15 protein-coding genes are annotated in these 15,158 nt (G+C 70.7%); 4 read left to right on the forward strand and 11 right to left on the reverse strand.

Going from position 1 to position 15,158, the window contains the following annotated elements; all coding sequences use genetic code 11:
- Positions 1-10: 10 nt before the first annotated feature.
- Positions 11-991 carry an aldo/keto reductase gene (locus tag AC0IW9_RS06180; protein WP_471647336.1) on the forward strand — a complete coding sequence of 327 codons (981 nt, stop codon included), beginning with the start codon at positions 11-13 and terminating at the stop codon, positions 989-991.
- A gap of 122 nt (positions 992-1,113) precedes the next feature.
- A complete protein-coding gene (locus AC0IW9_RS06185) occupies positions 1,114-2,085 on the forward strand; it encodes a glycosyltransferase family 2 protein (RefSeq protein WP_471647337.1) in 972 nt (323 codons plus the stop codon).
- On the opposite strand, the gene AC0IW9_RS06190 is transcribed toward AC0IW9_RS06185, so the two are convergent.
- Both AC0IW9_RS06190 and rpsD read right to left on the reverse strand, forming a co-directional pair.
- Positions 2,073-2,840, reverse strand: a complete 768-nt coding sequence (locus tag AC0IW9_RS06190) for a hypothetical protein (protein WP_471647338.1) — start codon at positions 2,838-2,840, stop codon at positions 2,073-2,075. The two genes, AC0IW9_RS06185 and AC0IW9_RS06190, sit on opposite strands and share 13 nt — an antisense overlap.
- A gap of 92 nt (positions 2,841-2,932) precedes the next feature.
- Entirely contained in the window at positions 2,933-3,550 is a 618-nt protein-coding gene (gene rpsD, locus AC0IW9_RS06195) for a 30S ribosomal protein S4 (RefSeq protein WP_471647339.1), read from the reverse strand.
- A gap of 190 nt (positions 3,551-3,740) precedes the next feature.
- Here rpsD and AC0IW9_RS06200 point away from each other — a divergent pair, with 190 nt between their 5' ends.
- Positions 3,741-3,956, forward strand: a complete 216-nt coding sequence (locus tag AC0IW9_RS06200) for a hypothetical protein (protein ID WP_471647340.1) — start codon at positions 3,741-3,743, stop codon at positions 3,954-3,956.
- 12 nt (positions 3,957-3,968) lie between these two features.
- Here the strand turns inward: AC0IW9_RS06200 and AC0IW9_RS06205 are convergent, their stop codons facing one another.
- The 5 genes from AC0IW9_RS06205 to AC0IW9_RS06225 all read right to left on the reverse strand — a co-directional run bounded on the left by AC0IW9_RS06205 (position 3,969) and on the right by AC0IW9_RS06225 (position 8,708).
- Entirely contained in the window at positions 3,969-4,727 is a 759-nt protein-coding gene (locus AC0IW9_RS06205) for an RNA methyltransferase (RefSeq protein ID WP_471647420.1), read from the reverse strand.
- Positions 4,728-5,071: 344 nt separating this feature from the next.
- Entirely contained in the window at positions 5,072-6,496 is a 1,425-nt protein-coding gene (gene cysS, locus AC0IW9_RS06210; protein ID WP_471647341.1) for a cysteine--tRNA ligase, read from the reverse strand.
- A gap of 135 nt (positions 6,497-6,631) precedes the next feature.
- Complete coding sequence (gene gltX / locus AC0IW9_RS06215; RefSeq protein WP_471647342.1) at positions 6,632-7,978, reverse strand: glutamate--tRNA ligase; 1,347 nt, start codon at positions 7,976-7,978, stop codon at positions 6,632-6,634.
- The gene (locus AC0IW9_RS06220) at positions 7,975-8,292 is read right to left on the reverse strand and encodes a hypothetical protein (protein ID WP_471647343.1); all 318 of its coding nucleotides are present in this window, start codon (positions 8,290-8,292) and stop codon (positions 7,975-7,977) included. Before AC0IW9_RS06220 ends, gltX begins: the two co-directional genes overlap by 4 nt.
- The gene (locus AC0IW9_RS06225) at positions 8,289-8,708 is read right to left on the reverse strand and encodes a hypothetical protein (protein ID WP_471647344.1); all 420 of its coding nucleotides are present in this window, start codon (positions 8,706-8,708) and stop codon (positions 8,289-8,291) included. The genes AC0IW9_RS06220 and AC0IW9_RS06225 overlap by 4 nt, the downstream gene beginning before the upstream one ends.
- Positions 8,709-8,984: 276 nt before the next feature.
- On the opposite strand from AC0IW9_RS06225, the gene AC0IW9_RS06230 reads away from it, so the two are divergent.
- Positions 8,985-9,737 carry a class I SAM-dependent methyltransferase gene (locus AC0IW9_RS06230; protein ID WP_471647345.1) on the forward strand — a complete coding sequence of 251 codons (753 nt, stop codon included), beginning with the start codon at positions 8,985-8,987 and terminating at the stop codon, positions 9,735-9,737.
- A gap of 13 nt (positions 9,738-9,750) precedes the next feature.
- Here the strand turns inward: AC0IW9_RS06230 and AC0IW9_RS06235 are convergent, their stop codons facing one another.
- From AC0IW9_RS06235 to AC0IW9_RS06250, 4 genes are all read right to left on the reverse strand, one after another.
- Complete coding sequence (locus AC0IW9_RS06235) at positions 9,751-10,917, reverse strand: beta/alpha barrel domain-containing protein (RefSeq protein WP_471647346.1); 1,167 nt, start codon at positions 10,915-10,917, stop codon at positions 9,751-9,753.
- A 1-nt stretch (position 10,918) separates the two neighbouring features.
- Complete coding sequence (locus tag AC0IW9_RS06240) at positions 10,919-12,298, reverse strand: class II 3-deoxy-7-phosphoheptulonate synthase (protein ID WP_471647347.1); 1,380 nt, start codon at positions 12,296-12,298, stop codon at positions 10,919-10,921.
- A gap of 76 nt (positions 12,299-12,374) precedes the next feature.
- Positions 12,375-13,751, reverse strand: a complete 1,377-nt coding sequence (gene gorA / locus AC0IW9_RS06245; RefSeq protein WP_471647348.1) for a glutathione-disulfide reductase — start codon at positions 13,749-13,751, stop codon at positions 12,375-12,377.
- 75 nt (positions 13,752-13,826) lie between these two features.
- A complete protein-coding gene (locus AC0IW9_RS06250; protein WP_471647349.1) occupies positions 13,827-15,059 on the reverse strand; it encodes a YeeE/YedE family protein in 1,233 nt (410 codons plus the stop codon).
- Between the last annotated feature and the right edge of the window lie 99 nt (positions 15,060-15,158).

Genomic DNA, 15,158 nt, shown 5'->3' on the forward strand with positions numbered 1-15,158 from the left:
GGAGAGGCCCATGGTGACCATCCCGAAGCGCAACCTCGGCGGCCTGGCGGTCGGCAGCATCGGGCTTGGGTGCATGTCGCTCTCGGGGGTCTACGGGGAGGCGGATGATGCCGCCTCCGAGGCGCTGATCCGGGATGCCGTCGCGCTGGGGGTCGACCACTTCGACAGCTCCGACATGTATGGCTGGGGGCACAACGAGGGCGTGCTGGGCCGGGCGCTGAAGGGGCTGCGGGACAAGGTCGTGCTGGCGACCAAGTTCGGGCAGGTCCAGAACCCGGGCGGGCCGAATGGCGTGGATGGCTCGCTGGCCCATGTGCAGGCGGCCTGCGAGGCCTCGCTGAAGCGGCTGGGGGTCGAGGTGATCGATCTCTACTACCAGCACCGGGTCGATCCGAAGGTGGCGATCGAGGAGACGGTCGGCGCCATGGCGCGGCTGGTGGACCAGGGGAAGGTGCGCTTCCTCGGCCTGTCCGAGGCGGCGCCGGAGACCATCCGCCGGGCGCATGCGACCCATCCCATCGCCGCGGTGCAGACCGAATACTCGCTGCTCTACCGGCAGGAGGCGGAGGAGACCCGCGCCACCACCCGGGCGCTGGGGATCGGCTTCGTCGCCTATGCGCCGCTCGGGCGGGGCTTCCTGACCGGAGCGATCCAGGACTTCGCCCAGGTGGACGGCCGCCGCGCCGCGCATCCCCGCTTCCAGGAGGCGAATTTCGCCGCCAACCGGGCGCTGGTGGCGCAGGTGGAGGCGATGGCGGCGGAGAAGGGCTGCAGCCCGGCGCAGCTCACCCTCGCCTGGCTGCTGGCGCAGGGAGAGGATGTGGTGGCCATCCCCGGCACCCGCTACCGGCCGCGGCTGGAGGAGAACCTCGGGGCGCTGGCGGTGACGCTGAGCGCTGCGGAGGTGTCGCGGCTGGCGGCGGCCGTCCCGGCCGGGGCGGCGGCGGGGACGCGGTATCCGGCGGGGGGCATGAAGGGGGTCTATCTCTAGGCCGGAGGAGGGCCTTCCCGCGCGGGGCTGCCGGGGGCATTGCCGCCCTAAAGCCCACACAAGATCGCGCGCCCCCGCGGCCGTGATTCCGCCGCGGCGGTGCGGCGTGCCAACGCTGCACCATGCGCGACCTTACCCTTCCGGCACCCGCCGTCTCCATCGTGACCCCGGCCTATGACGTGGCCCGCTTCATCGGCACCGCGGTCGATAGCGTGATCGGCCAGAGCTTTCCCGACTGGGAGATGCTGGTGGTCGACGACGGCTCCCGCGACGGCACCGCCGAGCAGGTGACGGCGCGGCAGGATCCCCGGCTGCGGCTGCTGCGGCAGGAGAACCAGGGCGTCTCGGCGGCCCGCAGCCGGGCCATGGCGGAGGCGCGGGGCGAGGCGGTGCTCTTCCTCGATGCGGATGACTGGCTGGCGCCGGATGCGCTGGAACGCTTGGTCGCGGCACTGTCCGGCCAGCCGCAGGCGGTGGGCGCCCATGGCGGCTATGCGGTCATGGCCGAGAGCGCCGGGCCGGGCGATGCGCCGCTGCGGCTGAAGGCCAGCCCCTCCCCCAGCGGCGACCTGTTGCATCGGCTGCTGATCCAGAACCTCTTCGTCAACGGCGGGCAGATGCTGCTGCGGCGGGAGGCCCTGCTGCGGGCCGGGCCCTTCCTGGCGAAGCTGCGCTACGGCGAGGACTGGGAATACTGGATCCGGCTGGCCCTGCAGGGGCCCTTCGTCGGCGTCGAGGGCAGCGAGCCGCTGCTGTACGTGCGGGAGCGCCAGGGCAGTGCCTATCGGCGCATGGCGCATGATCCGGCGGCCTTCGCCCCGGCCATGGCGGCCATCTACGGCAGCGCGGCCCTGGCGGACCGGCTCGGCGCCGGCCGGCTGGAACGCATGCGGCGCCGGGCGGAGGCGGAGAATGCCTGGATCGTCGGGCGGGAGCTGATCCGGCACGGCGAGCGGGCCAGCGGGCTGGAGCGGCTGCGGGCCTCGGTGGCGGCGGCGCCCTCGCCGAAGCGGGCGGTGCTGCTGGCGGCGGCGCATGCGATGCCGCTGCTGCCGCGGCCGCTGCATGGGCCCTTCGCCGCCTATCCCGGATAGGCTTCCGGCTGCACCCCGGGCTGCTGGCGGCCGGCGAGGCGGCTGGCGGCGGCGACCATCAGCAGGCCCAGGGCAGCGATCAGGGCGACGGCATAGTCCGGCATGCGGGCGCTGAGCTGGGCGGCGATGATGGCGGCCAGGGCCCAGAGCACGGCGCCGGCATACCAGCGGTCGCCGCGGTTGCGGCGCAGGACGGTGGTGGCGATCCAGGCGGCGAGCAGCACCAGGCCCATGGCGACGACGCTGGGGGCGAGGCCGAACCAGCCGAAGCCCTCCGCCGCCGCGGCGCCCGAGAGGTTCACCACCGCCGCGGCGGAGATCCAGCCAGCGAGCAGGCCGAAGAGCGGACGGGCGATCCAGCGCCAGCCGGGGGTGTCGCGCGCTGCCGCGGTGGCGCGGCCGAGCGCCAGCAGGGCCGCCGCCAGCAGGACCAGCATGATGGCCAGCAGGTGCCAGCCATTGAGGGTGAGCTGGGCGGCGACCATCCAGGCCAGCATCGCGGCGAAGGCCGCGGCGGCCGGGCCGCGCAGCCGGGCGACCTGCGGATCCGCACGCTGGGCCGGACGGGCCTGCCAGAAGCCCCAGGCCAGGGCGAGGACGAAGATCGGCCCCCAGATGCTGAAGGCATAGGGCGCCGGCACCACCAGGGTGCGCACCCCGGGCATGGCCCAGAGCGGATGGCCGATGCCGAGCAGGCTGGACAGGACGCCGGCGACCGGCAGCAGGGCGGCAAGCAGCAGGTTGAGCAGGGGCATCCCGACGAGATGGCCCGAGAGATGCGGCTTTCCAAACGAAAAACGCCGGCCCCTCGCGGGACCGGCGCTTTCCAGGATCGGTTGTGGCCGATTTAGCGGGAGTAGAACTCGACCACCAGGTTCGGTTCCATCTGCACCGGATAGGGCACATCGGAGAGCTTCGGCGCACGGAGGAAGCGGCCACGCATCGCGCGATGGTCGATCTCCAGGTACTCCGGCACGTCGCGCTCGCCGCTCTGCGCCGCATCGAGCACGGCGGTGAGCTGCTTCGACTTCTCCTTCACCTCGATCAGGTCGTTGTCCTTGACCTGGTAGGAGGGGATGTTGAGGCGGCGGCCGTTGATGGTGACATGGCCGTGGTTGACGAACTGCCGCGCGGCGAAGGGCGTGACGGCCAGCTTCATGCGGTAGATGACGCAATCCAGGCGGCGCTCGAGCAGGGCGATCAGGTTTTCGGAGGTGTCGCCCTTGCGGCGCACGGCCTCCTCGTAATACTTGCGGAACTGCTTCTCGCCGATGTTGCCGTAGTAGCCCTTCAGCTTCTGCTTCGCCATCAGCTGCACGCCGAAGTCGGTCGGCTTCTGCTTGCGGCGGGCGCCATGCTGGCCGGGGATCGTCTCACGCTTGTTGATCGGAGACTTGGCGCGGCCCCAGAGGTTGACGCCGAGGCGGCGATTGATCTTGTACTTGGATTCAGCGCGTTTGGTCATACGGTCCAGTGTGCCACGCCGGTTTCCGGCTGCGGCCCTTCATCGCGATGTTGTCCCGGTAGGCCCAAGCCCCGAACAGGCAAGGACGGGCGCACAGCCCGAAGCTGCGTCCGCGTTCCCAGGAAGAGCGGGGCGTATAGGGTCCGGGGGGATGCTTGTCAAACCGGCGGCGCAGCGCCTAATCCGCTGCATGGTGACACGCGAAGAAATCCTGGTGCTCGGCCTGACGGCGGGCGTGGTGGGCAGCCTGGTGGGCGGGCTGATGCTCGGCGTCGGGCTCGGGCTGGTGGTGAACAACGTCCATATCGGCTGGCTGCTGGTGCTGCCGGCCGGGCCGGTCGCCGGCATGCTGGGCTATGCCCTGGCGCGGAAGCTGGCGAAGAAGCTCGCGCCCACGCCCCGCTAAGCCCGCGCCCCGCTAGTCCGGCCGGCCGCGCCGCATCCGGCCGACGGAGAGTTCGGTCACCACCCCATGCAGGGTGCGGAGCTCCTGCTCCGTCACCTCGCCGCGTTCGAACCAGTGGCGCAGGTTGCGGACCATGTTGGCCCGCTTCTTCTCCGGCTCGAGGAAGCCGGAGGCATCGAGTTCGCTGATGAGGCGGTCGAGGAAGCCCTCGAGCAGCCCCTTGGTCGCCACCGGTGTGCCATTGGTGACGAGCTTCCGGGCCGGGGTCGGCTCGGTCGCGGTCCACCATTCATAGGCGAAGATCATCACCGCCTGGGCCAGGTTCAGCGACATATGGGCGGGGTTCAGCGGGTAGCGGACCAGGGTATCGGCATGGGCCATGTCCTCGGCCTCCAGCCCCGCACGCTCCGGACCGAACATCACGGCGCAGCGGAGCCCGCGGCCGTTGATCTCGCGGGTATCCTCGGCGGCGGCGCGGGCGGTGCGCAGCGGCTTGATCATGTGGCGCGGCCGCGGGCAGGTGGCGAAGACCCGGTGGCAATCGGCCAGTGCGCTGGGGACGTCGGGAAAGACCTCGGCGGCTTCGAGGATGGCATCGGCGCCGGAGGCGGTGCGCCAGGCGCGATCCTGCGGCCAGCCGTCGCGCGGGGCGACGAGGCGGAGGTGGAAGAGCCCGCCATTGGCCATGGCCCGGGCGGTGGTGCCGATGTTCTCGGCCAGCTGCGGCCGGACCAGCACGACGATGGGGCTCTCGCCCGGCGCGGCCTGCAGCTTGGCCGCTTCCTTGCCGCCGCGGGTCCAGGCATCCGGTACGACGCGGTGGATGCCGAGCGCGAAGGCCAGTGGGGTGCGGAGGCGCCAGGCCTCCCCCATGCTCCCCTGGGCCCGCTCGGCCAGCAGGTCCAGCGGCGCGGCCGGCAGGTCCACGTCCAGCGCCACCGCGAATTCGGCGGCGAGCGCATGGTAGTCGGCGATCGGCTGGCCGGCGGCCGCGGCCAGGACAGCCTCGGTCGCGGTGCAGTCCGGCGCATCCAGGTGGGCGCGGAGCCAGGCCCGCTTCGGGTCGGTCAGGGCGATGCGCTTGAGCGCATCCATCCAGTCCTCGGCGGTCTGGCTCACGCGCGGCGCCAGACCGTCCCCTGCGGGCCGTCTTCCAGGATGATGCCCTTGGCGGTGAGGTCGGCGCGGATGCGGTCGGCCTCGGCGAAGTCGCGCGCCTTGCGGGCGGCGAGGCGGGCGGCGATGGCCGCATCCACCCAGGCATGGTCGTCGCCGCCGCGCAGCCAAGCCTGCGGATCGGAGGGGGTCAGGCCGAGCACGCCGGCGACCTCGCGGAAGGCGCTGGCGGCGAGGCCGGGGACGACCGGCCAGGGCTTGCCGGCGCGGTGCAACACGGTCGCGGCGCTGCCGCCGACGCTGGCGACATTCTCGAGCGTCCGGAGGTCGCGCAGCCGGGTCAGCGCCAGGGCGGTATTGAGGTCGTCGTGCAGCGGCTCCAGCGCCCAGGCCACCATCTCGGCGCGGGGCACCTCGAGGTCGGGCGCCGTCACGGCGCGGGCGAGCATGGCATAGTCGTCGTCCAGCTCGGCCTTGGCCTCATCCAGGCCGGCCAGGGTGAAGTCGAGCGCCGAGCGGTAGTGGGTCTTCAGCACCAGCAGGCGGAAGGCCTCACCGGCCCAGGACCCGCGCGCCAGGATGTCCCGCACCGTCAGGAAATTGCCGAGCGACTTCGACATCTTCTCGCCGTCGACCCGCAGCATGCCGTTATGCAGCCAGGTATTGGCCATGGCGGCGGTGCCGAAGGCGCAGCGGCTCTGCGCCACCTCGTTCTCGTGGTGCGGGAAGAGCAGGTCATGGCCGCCGCCGTGGATGTCGAAGACCTCGCCCAGCGCCTGCCAGGACATGGCGGAGCATTCGATGTGCCAGCCCGGGCGGCCGCGGCCCCAGGGGCTGTCCCAGCCGGGCGTCGCCTCGTCCGAGGGCTTCCAGAGCACGAAGTCGCCGGCATCGCGCTTGTAGGGCGCGACCTCGACGCGGGCGCCGGCGACCAGCTCGTCCGGGGTGCGGCCCGAGAGGGCGCCGTAGTCGGGGTAGGAGGCCACGCTGAACAGCACATGGCCCTCGGCGGCATAGGCATGGCCGCGGTCGATCAGCTTCCCGATGAGGGCGATCATCGGGGCGATGGCGGCGGTGGCGCGGGGCTCGTCGGTCGGCGGCAGGTTGCCGAGCGCGGCCATGTCGGCGTGGAAATCCGCCGTGGTGCGGGCGGTGATGGCGGCGATGGACTCGCCGCTCTCGGCCGCGCGGGCGTTGATCTTGTCGTCCACGTCGGTGATATTGCGGATATAGGTCACCCGCGGATACAGCCGCTGCAGCAGGCGGAAGACCACGTCGAAGACGATGACCGGGCGGGCATTGCCGAGATGCGCCAGGTCGTAGACGGTCGGGCCGCAGACATACATCCGCACATGCGCGGGGTCGATCGGCGCGAAGGCTTCCTTGGCGCGGGTCAGGCTATTGTGCAGCAGAAGGTCGGGCATCGGGGCATCCATGGCTTGGTCGCAACAGGCACGCGGCTGGGCGCGCGGGTCAAGCCCGCGCGCGGGGTGAGATCAGCAGCGGCAGCGACAGCCCTGGAACATGGCTGACATTCTACGCCGCTCGGGCGCGGAAATTCAAGCCTCGGCGCCGAGCCTGAGCCGCAGTGCCGCCCGCTCCCGCCCGATCAGCGGCAGCAGGGCCTTGAGGTCGGGACCGTGATCCTCCCCGGTCAGGGCCAGGCGCAGCGGCAGGAACAGCGCCTTGCCCTTGCGGCCGGTGCTGGCCTTCAGCCCATCCGTCCAGGCGCCCCAGGTGGTGGTGTCCCAGGGCTCGGCCGGCAGGGCGGCCAGGGCGGTGCGGAGGAATTCGGCCTCGCCGTCCTGGACCGGCGGGACCACGGTGCCGTTGGTGACCTCGAACCAGGACCTGGCCTCGCCCAGCAGGTCGAGGTTGCCGCGGATGACCTGCCAGAAGGCCTCGTCGGCGCCGTCCGGCAGATGCGCGCGCACCGCCTCGAAGGGGGCGGCATGCAGGTGCTTGCGGTTCAGGCCGAGCAGCTGCTGCACATCGAAGCGGGCCGGGGAGCGGGAGATGGCGGTCAGCGCGAAGCCGGGCACCAGCTCGGCCGGCATGCCGACCACCGGGTCCTGCGAGGTGCCGAGGGCGGCGAGGTAGCCGGCCAGCGCCGCCGGCTCCACCCCGTCGCGGCGGAGCTGGCGGAGCGAGAGGCTGCCGAGACGCTTCGAGAGCGGGCCGCCATCGGCATCGGTCAGCAGCGGCAGATGGGCGAAGGACAGCGCCTCCGCCCGGATATCCTTCGGCCCGGCGAGGGCCTCCCAGATATCGAGCTGAACACCGGTATTGGTGACGTGGTCCTCGCCGCGGATAATGTGGGTGACCTTGCTGTCGAGGTCGTCCACCACCGAGGTGAAGGTATAGAGCGGCGAGCCATCGGCGCGGATCAGCACCGGGTCGGACAGGCTGGGCAGCTTCACGCCACGCTTGCCGAGCACGCCATCCTGCCATTCGACGGTGCGGTTGTTCAGCTTGAAGCGCCAGTAGGGCGACTTGCCGTTGGCGACCGCCTTGGCGAACTGCTCCGGCGTCATCTTCAGGGCGCCGCGGTCATAGAGCGGCGGGCGGCCCTGCTTCAGGCGCTGCTCGCGCTTGACCCGCAGCTCGTCCTCGGATTCGAAGCAGGGGTAGAGGTGGCCGCTGGCCTTCAGCTTCTCCGCCGCAGCGGCATACAGGGGCAGACGGTCGGACTGGCGGAAGCTCTCGTCCCAGTCGAGGCCCATCCAGCGCAGGTCCTCCTCCAGCGCCACGGCGTATTCGGCCTTGGAGCGCTCGAGGTCGGTATCGTCGAGGCGGAGCAGTACGGTGCCGCCGCGCTGGCGGGCGAACATCCAGTTGACCAGGGCGGCGCGGGCATTGCCGACATGCAGCAGGCCGGTCGGCGACGGGGCGAAGCGGAGCTTCATGCGCCACGGCCCTTCGGCTCAGCGGCGGCGTAATCGACCTCGGCCTTGCGGCCGGCCGGCGTCGCGATGCAATGGGCGACCCAGGCATCGTGGTCGAGCCCGGCGGCGAAGGCATATTCGCCGAAGCGGAAGTACATGTCTTTCAATTCCTCGGCGGTGCCGGCCTCGGCCCGCAAATCCTCGATCTGGGCGCGGACGAAGCGGCGGGCATATTCGGCGGCGGCCTCCGCGCTCGGGAAGCCCTCGACCAGCCATTCCTCGTCCGGGTCGCCGAAATCGGCGTAGTCGCCGCAGCGGACGGCGTGACGGGTCACGGCTCCTCCTCGCCGGACGGCTCCTCCGCCGGCAGGTCGTCCTCGTCGCGGCGGGGGTCGAGGGCGCGCCAGTTCCGGTCCTCGGCGTCGCGCACCGGCTGGGCGGCGAAATCGGCCAGCTCGGCGGCGCTGGTCCAGGCGTGCTCGCCGGCGCCTTCCACCGTCGCGTCCTCGCCGAAGGCGAACCAGGTGGACATCACCTCATCCGGCTTGAGGCCGGGGGCGCGGCACCGCTCCACGCTGTCCCGGACATAGCGGCGGGCGAAGGCATTGGCATGCTCGAAGGTGCGGAAGCCGGTCACGGTCTCGACCGGCTCGGCCCCATTGGCGCCGGAGAGGTCCATGATGCGGACGGACAATCCGTTCTGCAGGAAGGGGTTGGGCTGGAAGATCGGATCCTCGTCGTCGTCGCTCACGATGGCAGCCCCGCTTGGCAGTGGAAGGTCGCAGAAGGCAGGCTGGGCCCGCAGGCGCGCGGCCGATTGGCCAGGGCGGGTTGTATTCGCCGCGGTCCGCCGGGGTCAACGCGCGGGCATGGCCCAGGTGGCACGGCCAAGTGCCCAGGGTCAGGTGTCCGGGGCCAGGTGTCCAGGGCCAGGTGCCGGGGCCTGGCGCATGCCTGGACCTGGCGGTGCACGCCATGATAGCAGCCGGCCGGGACATTTCCCCGTCCAGATCGGGCCGGAGCGCGCATGAGCACCCAGTTCCAGTATGTGCAGAGCTACGCCGCCATGGTGCGGGCCTATCTGGCGGCCTATCCGGAAGACGAGGCGGTGGCCCGCGCGGTGGGCGGGGCCTTCGAGCATTTCGGCGTGCTGGAGCACAGCCTGCTGAAGCAATACGGGCTGAAGCCGAAAAACAAGGTGGTGGATGTCGGCTGCGGCGCCGGCCGGCTGACCAAGCAGTTGGCCGCCTATCCGAAGCTGCAGTACATCGGGCTCGATGTGGTGCCGGAGCTGCTGGACTATAACCGGCGGAAGGCGGCGCGGTCCGATTTCCGGCTGGAGCTGGTGGCTGGCAATACCATCCCGGCGCCGGACGACTGGGCCAATTTCATCACCTATTTCTCGGTCTTCACGCATCTGCTGCATGAGGAATCCTACGCCTACCTGGAGCAGTCCTACCGGGTGCTGGCGCCGGGCGGCCGGGTGGTCTTCTCCTTCTTCGAATTCGCGGTGGAGAACCAGTGGAGCGTCTTCGAGGGCAATGTGGACTGGGTGCGCAAGCGCTCCTTCCTCGGCCACATCAACGTCTTCATGCATGCCGCCGACCTGCGCATATGGGCCAAGCGGCTCGGCTTCCGGGTGGTGGCGATGAAGCGCGGGGATGAGGCGGCGATCGAGGTGACGCCGGAGACGGCGACCGAGAAGGTACCGGCCGGCATGCATGTGCTCGGCCAGTCCTTCTGCGTGCTGGAGAAGCCGAAGGCGCCCGTGCCGGCTTGAGCGGAAGGCCCGCCTAGCGGGCGCCGCCGTTTCGCTTGCGCTCGCCGTTGCGGCGCAGCAGGAATTCGCGGCCGAGCTTCACCCGCGGCACCCCGTCATAGGCGACGATATCAGCCGTGGCATAGGTTTCCGACCAGCTATCGGGGATGAAGCTGCCGGTGCCGACGACATCGATCGGCGCCCGGGCCTCGGCCATCACCCGGCACTTGCCGACGCCGAAGCCGGAGGAGGCGACGATGCGGACCTTGGGGAAGCCGGCGGCATCCAGGGATTCCCGCATCTTCCAGATGGCCGCCGCCGAGACGCCGGTGCCGACGAGATGGCGCAGCTCGGTCTCCGACCGGTAGCGGCGGATGGCGCCGGGGGCGTGGCGTTCCAGCACGGCATAGCTCTCGGCCGGGTCGAGGCCTTCGAGGAAGCGGCCGCCGTGCGTGTCCAGCCGGAAGGCCATGCGGCCGGCGGCGGCGAGGTCCGGGAAGCGCTGGCAGACGGCCAGGCCATCGGTCACCTCGCGGCCGAAGTAATCCACCAGGACGGTGAGATTCTCCTCCGGGTAGCTCTCGTGGAACATCTCGGCGGCGCGGAGGGTGCTGCCGGCATAGCCGATGAGGGCATGCGGCATGGTGCCGAAGCCGCGCGGGGCGCCGAACCAATGCGCCGTCGCGTCGGTCGCATTGCCGACGAAGCCCTGGGCCCCTTCCCGCTTGGCCGCCGCGCTGCCGACGCTGGCGGCATAGGCCATCATGTTCGCCATCTCGGCCCCGGCGCAGTGCCGGGCATCCATGGCGAGGAAGGAGACGGCGGGCAGTTCCAGGCACATCTGGTAGGCGTTGTGCGCGGCGACGCAGGGCGGGCCGAGCTTCTGGAGATAGAGGGTCTCGAGGTCGGCGAGCTGGGCGAAGGAGCCGGTGAGGTAGAGGATCGGGTCACCGGCCCCGACCCAGGTACCCTCGGGGTGCATCACCTCGATCTTGAACTGCGTGCCGCGGTCGCGCGCCACGCCTTCCAGCCAGTCGAGCATGAGCCGCGGCGCGCTGACCACCGGACGGCGGAGGAAGACCGCATAGGTGACCTGGCAATCGCCGAAGCGCTGGACGATGTGCCTTGTGCGGTTGAAGTAGACGTCGGTGTGGCTGGTGATCGCCGCATCCGGGTCTTCCGGTGGTGGCAGCGCGTCCATCCTACTGCGCAGCCTGGGCCGGCAGCGAGGCATTGGGCGCGCGCCGCGCCTTCAGCTCCGCCGCGATCAGGAAGGCCAGTTCCAGCGACTGCTCGGCATTCAGCCGCGGGTCGCAGAAGGTCTGGTAGCGCAGCGCCAGATCGGCCTCACTCAGGCGATGGGCGCCGCCGAGGCATTCGGTGACTTCCTGCCCGGTCATCTCGACATGGACGCCGCCGGGCTGGGTGCCCTCGGAGGCATGCGCATCGAAGAAACGCCGGACTTCGGTCAGCACCGCATCGAAGGGCCGGGTCTTGTAGCCGCCGACGGTGGTGGTGTTGCCGTGCATCGGATCCGAGAGCCAGACCACGTTGCGGCCGGCCCGCTTCACCGCGCGCAGCAGCGGCGGCAGCTTGGCCTCCAGCTTGTCGGCGCCCATGCGGGTGATCAGCGTCAAGCGGCCCATGGTATTGGCCGGGTTGAGGATCTCGGTGAGCTTCACCAGCTCGTCGGCCTCCATGCTCGGGCCGACCTTCATGCCGATGGGATTCTTCACCCCGCGCAGGAATTCGACATGCGCGCCATCCGGCTGGCGGGTGCGGTCGCCGATCCAGAGGAAATGCGCCGAGCAGGCATAGCTGTCGCCCGTGGTGGAATCGACGCGGGTGAGCGCCTGCTCATAGGGCAGCAGCAGGCTTTCGTGAGACGTATAGAAATCCGTCTCCCGCACCTGCGGGCTGTCCGACATGCCGCAGGCCTGCATGAAGCTCAGCGTCTCGTCGATGCGCGAGGCGAGGTCCTGGTAGCGGGAGGCGAGCGGACTGCGCTCGACGAATCCGAGGTTCCAGCGATGGACCTGGTGCAGGTCGGCATAGCCGCCCGTGGCGAAGGCGCGCAGCAGGTTCAGCGTGCCGGCCGACTGCATATAGGCGAATTCCATCCGCGACGGATCGGGGATGCGGGACGCCGCGTTGAATTCGGGGCCGTTGATGATGTCGCCGCGATAGGAGGGCAGGCTGACGCCATCGACCGTCTCGGTATCCGAGGAACGCGGCTTGGCGAACTGGCCCGCCATGCGGCCGAGCTTCACCACCGGGGTGCCGCCGCCGAAGGTCAGCACCACCGCCATCTGCAACAGCACCCGGAAGGTGTCGCGGATGATATTGGCGGTGAAGTCGTCGAAGCTCTCGGCGCAATCGCCGCCCTGCAGGACGAAGCCCTGGCCATTGCCGGCCCGGGCCAGTGCGGCCTCGAGGCGACGCGCCTCACCGGCGAAGACCAGCGGGGGAAAGCGCGCCAGGCGTGCTTCGACCTCGGCGAGTTTCGCCATATCGGGGTAGTCCGGCACTTGCCGGATCGGCATGTCCCGCCAGCTACCGGGGTGCCAGCCGCGCGCAACCATTGACTGCGTTCTCCCTTGGAATTTCCCAGCCTAACCCATGCCGCGGCCTTGGTGAACCCGCAGGCTGCAGGGGCGGCTATTCGGCGGCCGCACGCAGCCCGGCTTCCCGGGTGCGGGTGCGGAGCGTCACGAATTCTTCCGCCGCGGTCGGGTGGATGCCGATGGTGCGATCGAAATCCTCCTTCGTTGCGCCCATGACGACGGCGATGCCGATGCCCTGCATGATCTCGGCCGCATCCTCCCCCAGCATATGGGCGCCGAGGATCTTCCGGCTCTGCTGGCAGACGACGAGCTTCATCAGCGTCTTGCGGCCAGGCCGGCCGGTCATGACGTGGCGCATGGTATTGAAGCGGGCGAGGTAGATATCGACCGGGCCATGCACCACGGCATCGGCCTCGGTCAGCCCGACGGTGCCGATGGGCGGCGAGGTGAAGACCGCGGTCGGCACGTTCTCGTAGCTGGCCCGGCGCGGCTTGTTGCCGAAGAGGGTATCGGCCAGGGCATGGCCGACAGCGGTCGCCATGGGGGTGAGGTTCAGCTTGTCCGTGACATCGCCGATCGCCCAGATATGCGGGGCGGTGGTGCGGTGGTCGGCATCGACCTCGATGGCGCCGTTGGTGGTGCAGTCGACGCCGGCGGCGGCGAGGTTGAGGCCATGGGTATTCGGCTCCCGCCCTGTGGCAAACAGCACGGCATCGGCCTCGAGGCTGGCGCCGCCGAGAATGCTGAGGCGGAGGTGATCGCCCTGGCGGTCCAGCCGGGCCGGCTTGGTATTGGGGTGCAGGCGGATGCCCTGGGCCTCCAGCGCCTCGGGCAATGCCTCGCGGATATCTTGGTCGAAGCCGCGCAGCGGCAGGTCGCCGCGGAAGACGACATCGACCTGGGCACCGAGGGCCTGGAAGACGCAGGCGAATTCGAGCGCGATATAGCCGGCGCCGATCACCAGCAGCCGCTTCGGCACGGATTGCAGGGTGAAGACATCGTCGGAGAGCATGCCGAGCTCGGCGCCGGGCAGGTCCGGGCGGGTGGCGCGGCCGCCGACGGCAATGATGATCTTCTCGGCGGTGACGCGCTTGCCGCCGACGTCCAGCGTATGGGCATCGATGAAGGTGGCGCGGGCATCGAAGCTGGTGGCGCCGGCGCCGCCGAGCAGGCGGCCATAGATGCCGTTCAGCCGGGCGACCTCGGCATCCCGCCGTGCTGCCAGCTTGGCGAGGTCGAAGGGGCCCTTCGTGACCTCCCAGCCGAAGGCGGCGGCGTCATCGGCCCACATCCCGTATTCGGCGGCATTGACCATGATCTTCTTCGGCACGCAGCCGACGTTGACGCAGGTGCCGCCCCAGAAGCGCTCCTCGGCGATGCCGACCCGGGCGCCATGGGTCGCGGCGATGCGGGCGGCGCGGACGCCGCCGGAGCCGCCGCCGATGACGAAGAGGTCGAAGTCGTAAGCCATGGTCAGCCCTCCGTTTCGGCCATCATATGCGACGGAAGGCCGCCGATGGTAACCCCGGCCCATGGAGCAGCCGGTTCAGCACCCCGTCTGGCGCGGCAGCCGCTCGACCTCCAGCCCGAAGAGGGGCCGGATGCGGGTGCCGAGGACGTTGCCGAAGAAGGCGGCGACCATCCAGACCCAGCCATGCAGGCTGCCCGAGGCGATGCCGGAGAAATAGGCGCCGATGTTGCAGCCATAGGCCAGCCGGGCGCCGTAGCCGAGCAGCAGCCCGCCGAAGACCGCGGCCAGGGCCGAGCGCAGCGGCACCCCCCATTTCGGGGCGAAGCGGCCGGCCAGCGCCGAGGCTAGCAGGGCGCCGAAGATGATGCCGAAGTCCATCACCGAGGTGACGTCCTGCAGCACGCTGGACTCCAGCGCCAAGCGCTGGGCCGGGCTGGACCAGAAGGGCCAGCTCGCCGGGTCGAAGCCGACCAGGGCCGCGGCCTTGGAGCCCCAGAGGGCGAAGGCGGAGGTGATGCCCCAGGGCCGGCCGGCCAGCGCCAGGGTGGCGAAGTTCAGCAGGGCCAGGGCGACGGCGCCGGCGACCAGCGGCCAGGGCCCGCGCAGCAGCCGGGCGAGGCCCTGGCGCGGCGCGGCCTCGGGCTCGACTAGCCGGCCATGGCGGCGGCGCTCCAGCACCATGGTCAGCCAGGCGATGCCGGCGAAGACGGCGAGGTTGACGGCAATGGCGGGGACCGGGCCCCAGAGCTGGACCAGGGAGATGGGGGGCAGATGCGGCAGCGCCGACCACCAGTGCAGATGCGCGGCACCCAGGGCCGAGCCGGCGACAAAGGCGGCCAGCGTCAGCAGCATCCGCACCGAGCCGCCACCCATCGTATAGAGCGTGCCCGAGGCGCAGCCCCCGCCCATCTGCATGCCGATGCCGAACAGGAAGGCACCGGCGACGACCGAGACGCCGACCGGCGCCACCAGCCCCTGCACCGGCTGGCCAAAGAGGCTGCCGGCCGCCAGCACCGGGAAGAACAGCAGCACGGCGACGGCCAGCATGACCATCTGGGCGCGCAGCCCGGCGCCGCGGCGATCCGCGATGAAGACCCGCCAGGCGGAGGTGAAGCCGAAGGCCGCGTGATACAGCACCAGGCCGAGCGCCGCGCCGAGCAGGTAGAGCTCCGCCTGGCGCGGGCTGACGACCTGGCCGAGCAGCCCGGCGCCAAGCAGCAGGATGGCGCCGGAGGCCAAGGCGGCCGGGGCATTGATGGCGACCGGCCGGGCCGGAGCCGGCGCGGCAGCATAGGTGGAAGCGGACATCGGCAAGGCTTTCCCTGGCGTGGTGCCGAGGGAAATAGGACAGGCGTGGTCCGCTTTCCACCAGGGAAAGCAGGACGAGGCGCGAAACCCCGCCCTGCT

The organism is Belnapia sp. AC561 (assembly GCF_979252845.1).

Coding starts and splice junctions, on each gene's coding strand:
- AC0IW9_RS06180 (WP_471647336.1), top strand. CDS start 11: ATGGTGACCATCCCGAAGCGCAACCTCGGCGGCCTGGCGGTCGGCAGC.
- AC0IW9_RS06185 (WP_471647337.1), top strand. CDS start 1,114: ATGCGCGACCTTACCCTTCCGGCACCCGCCGTCTCCATCGTGACCCCG.
- AC0IW9_RS06190 (WP_471647338.1), bottom strand. CDS start 2,840: ATGCCCCTGCTCAACCTGCTGCTTGCCGCCCTGCTGCCGGTCGCCGGC.
- rpsD (WP_471647339.1), bottom strand. CDS start 3,550: ATGACCAAACGCGCTGAATCCAAGTACAAGATCAATCGCCGCCTCGGC.
- AC0IW9_RS06200 (WP_471647340.1), top strand. CDS start 3,741: ATGGTGACACGCGAAGAAATCCTGGTGCTCGGCCTGACGGCGGGCGTG.
- cysS (WP_471647341.1), bottom strand. CDS start 6,496: ATGCCCGACCTTCTGCTGCACAATAGCCTGACCCGCGCCAAGGAAGCC.
- gltX (WP_471647342.1), bottom strand. CDS start 7,978: ATGAAGCTCCGCTTCGCCCCGTCGCCGACCGGCCTGCTGCATGTCGGC.
- AC0IW9_RS06230 (WP_471647345.1), top strand. CDS start 8,985: ATGAGCACCCAGTTCCAGTATGTGCAGAGCTACGCCGCCATGGTGCGG.
- AC0IW9_RS06235 (WP_471647346.1), bottom strand. CDS start 10,917: ATGGACGCGCTGCCACCACCGGAAGACCCGGATGCGGCGATCACCAGC.
- AC0IW9_RS06240 (WP_471647347.1), bottom strand. CDS start 12,298: ATGGTTGCGCGCGGCTGGCACCCCGGTAGCTGGCGGGACATGCCGATC.
- gorA (WP_471647348.1), bottom strand. CDS start 13,751: ATGGCTTACGACTTCGACCTCTTCGTCATCGGCGGCGGCTCCGGCGGC.
- AC0IW9_RS06250 (WP_471647349.1), bottom strand. CDS start 15,059: ATGTCCGCTTCCACCTATGCTGCCGCGCCGGCTCCGGCCCGGCCGGTC.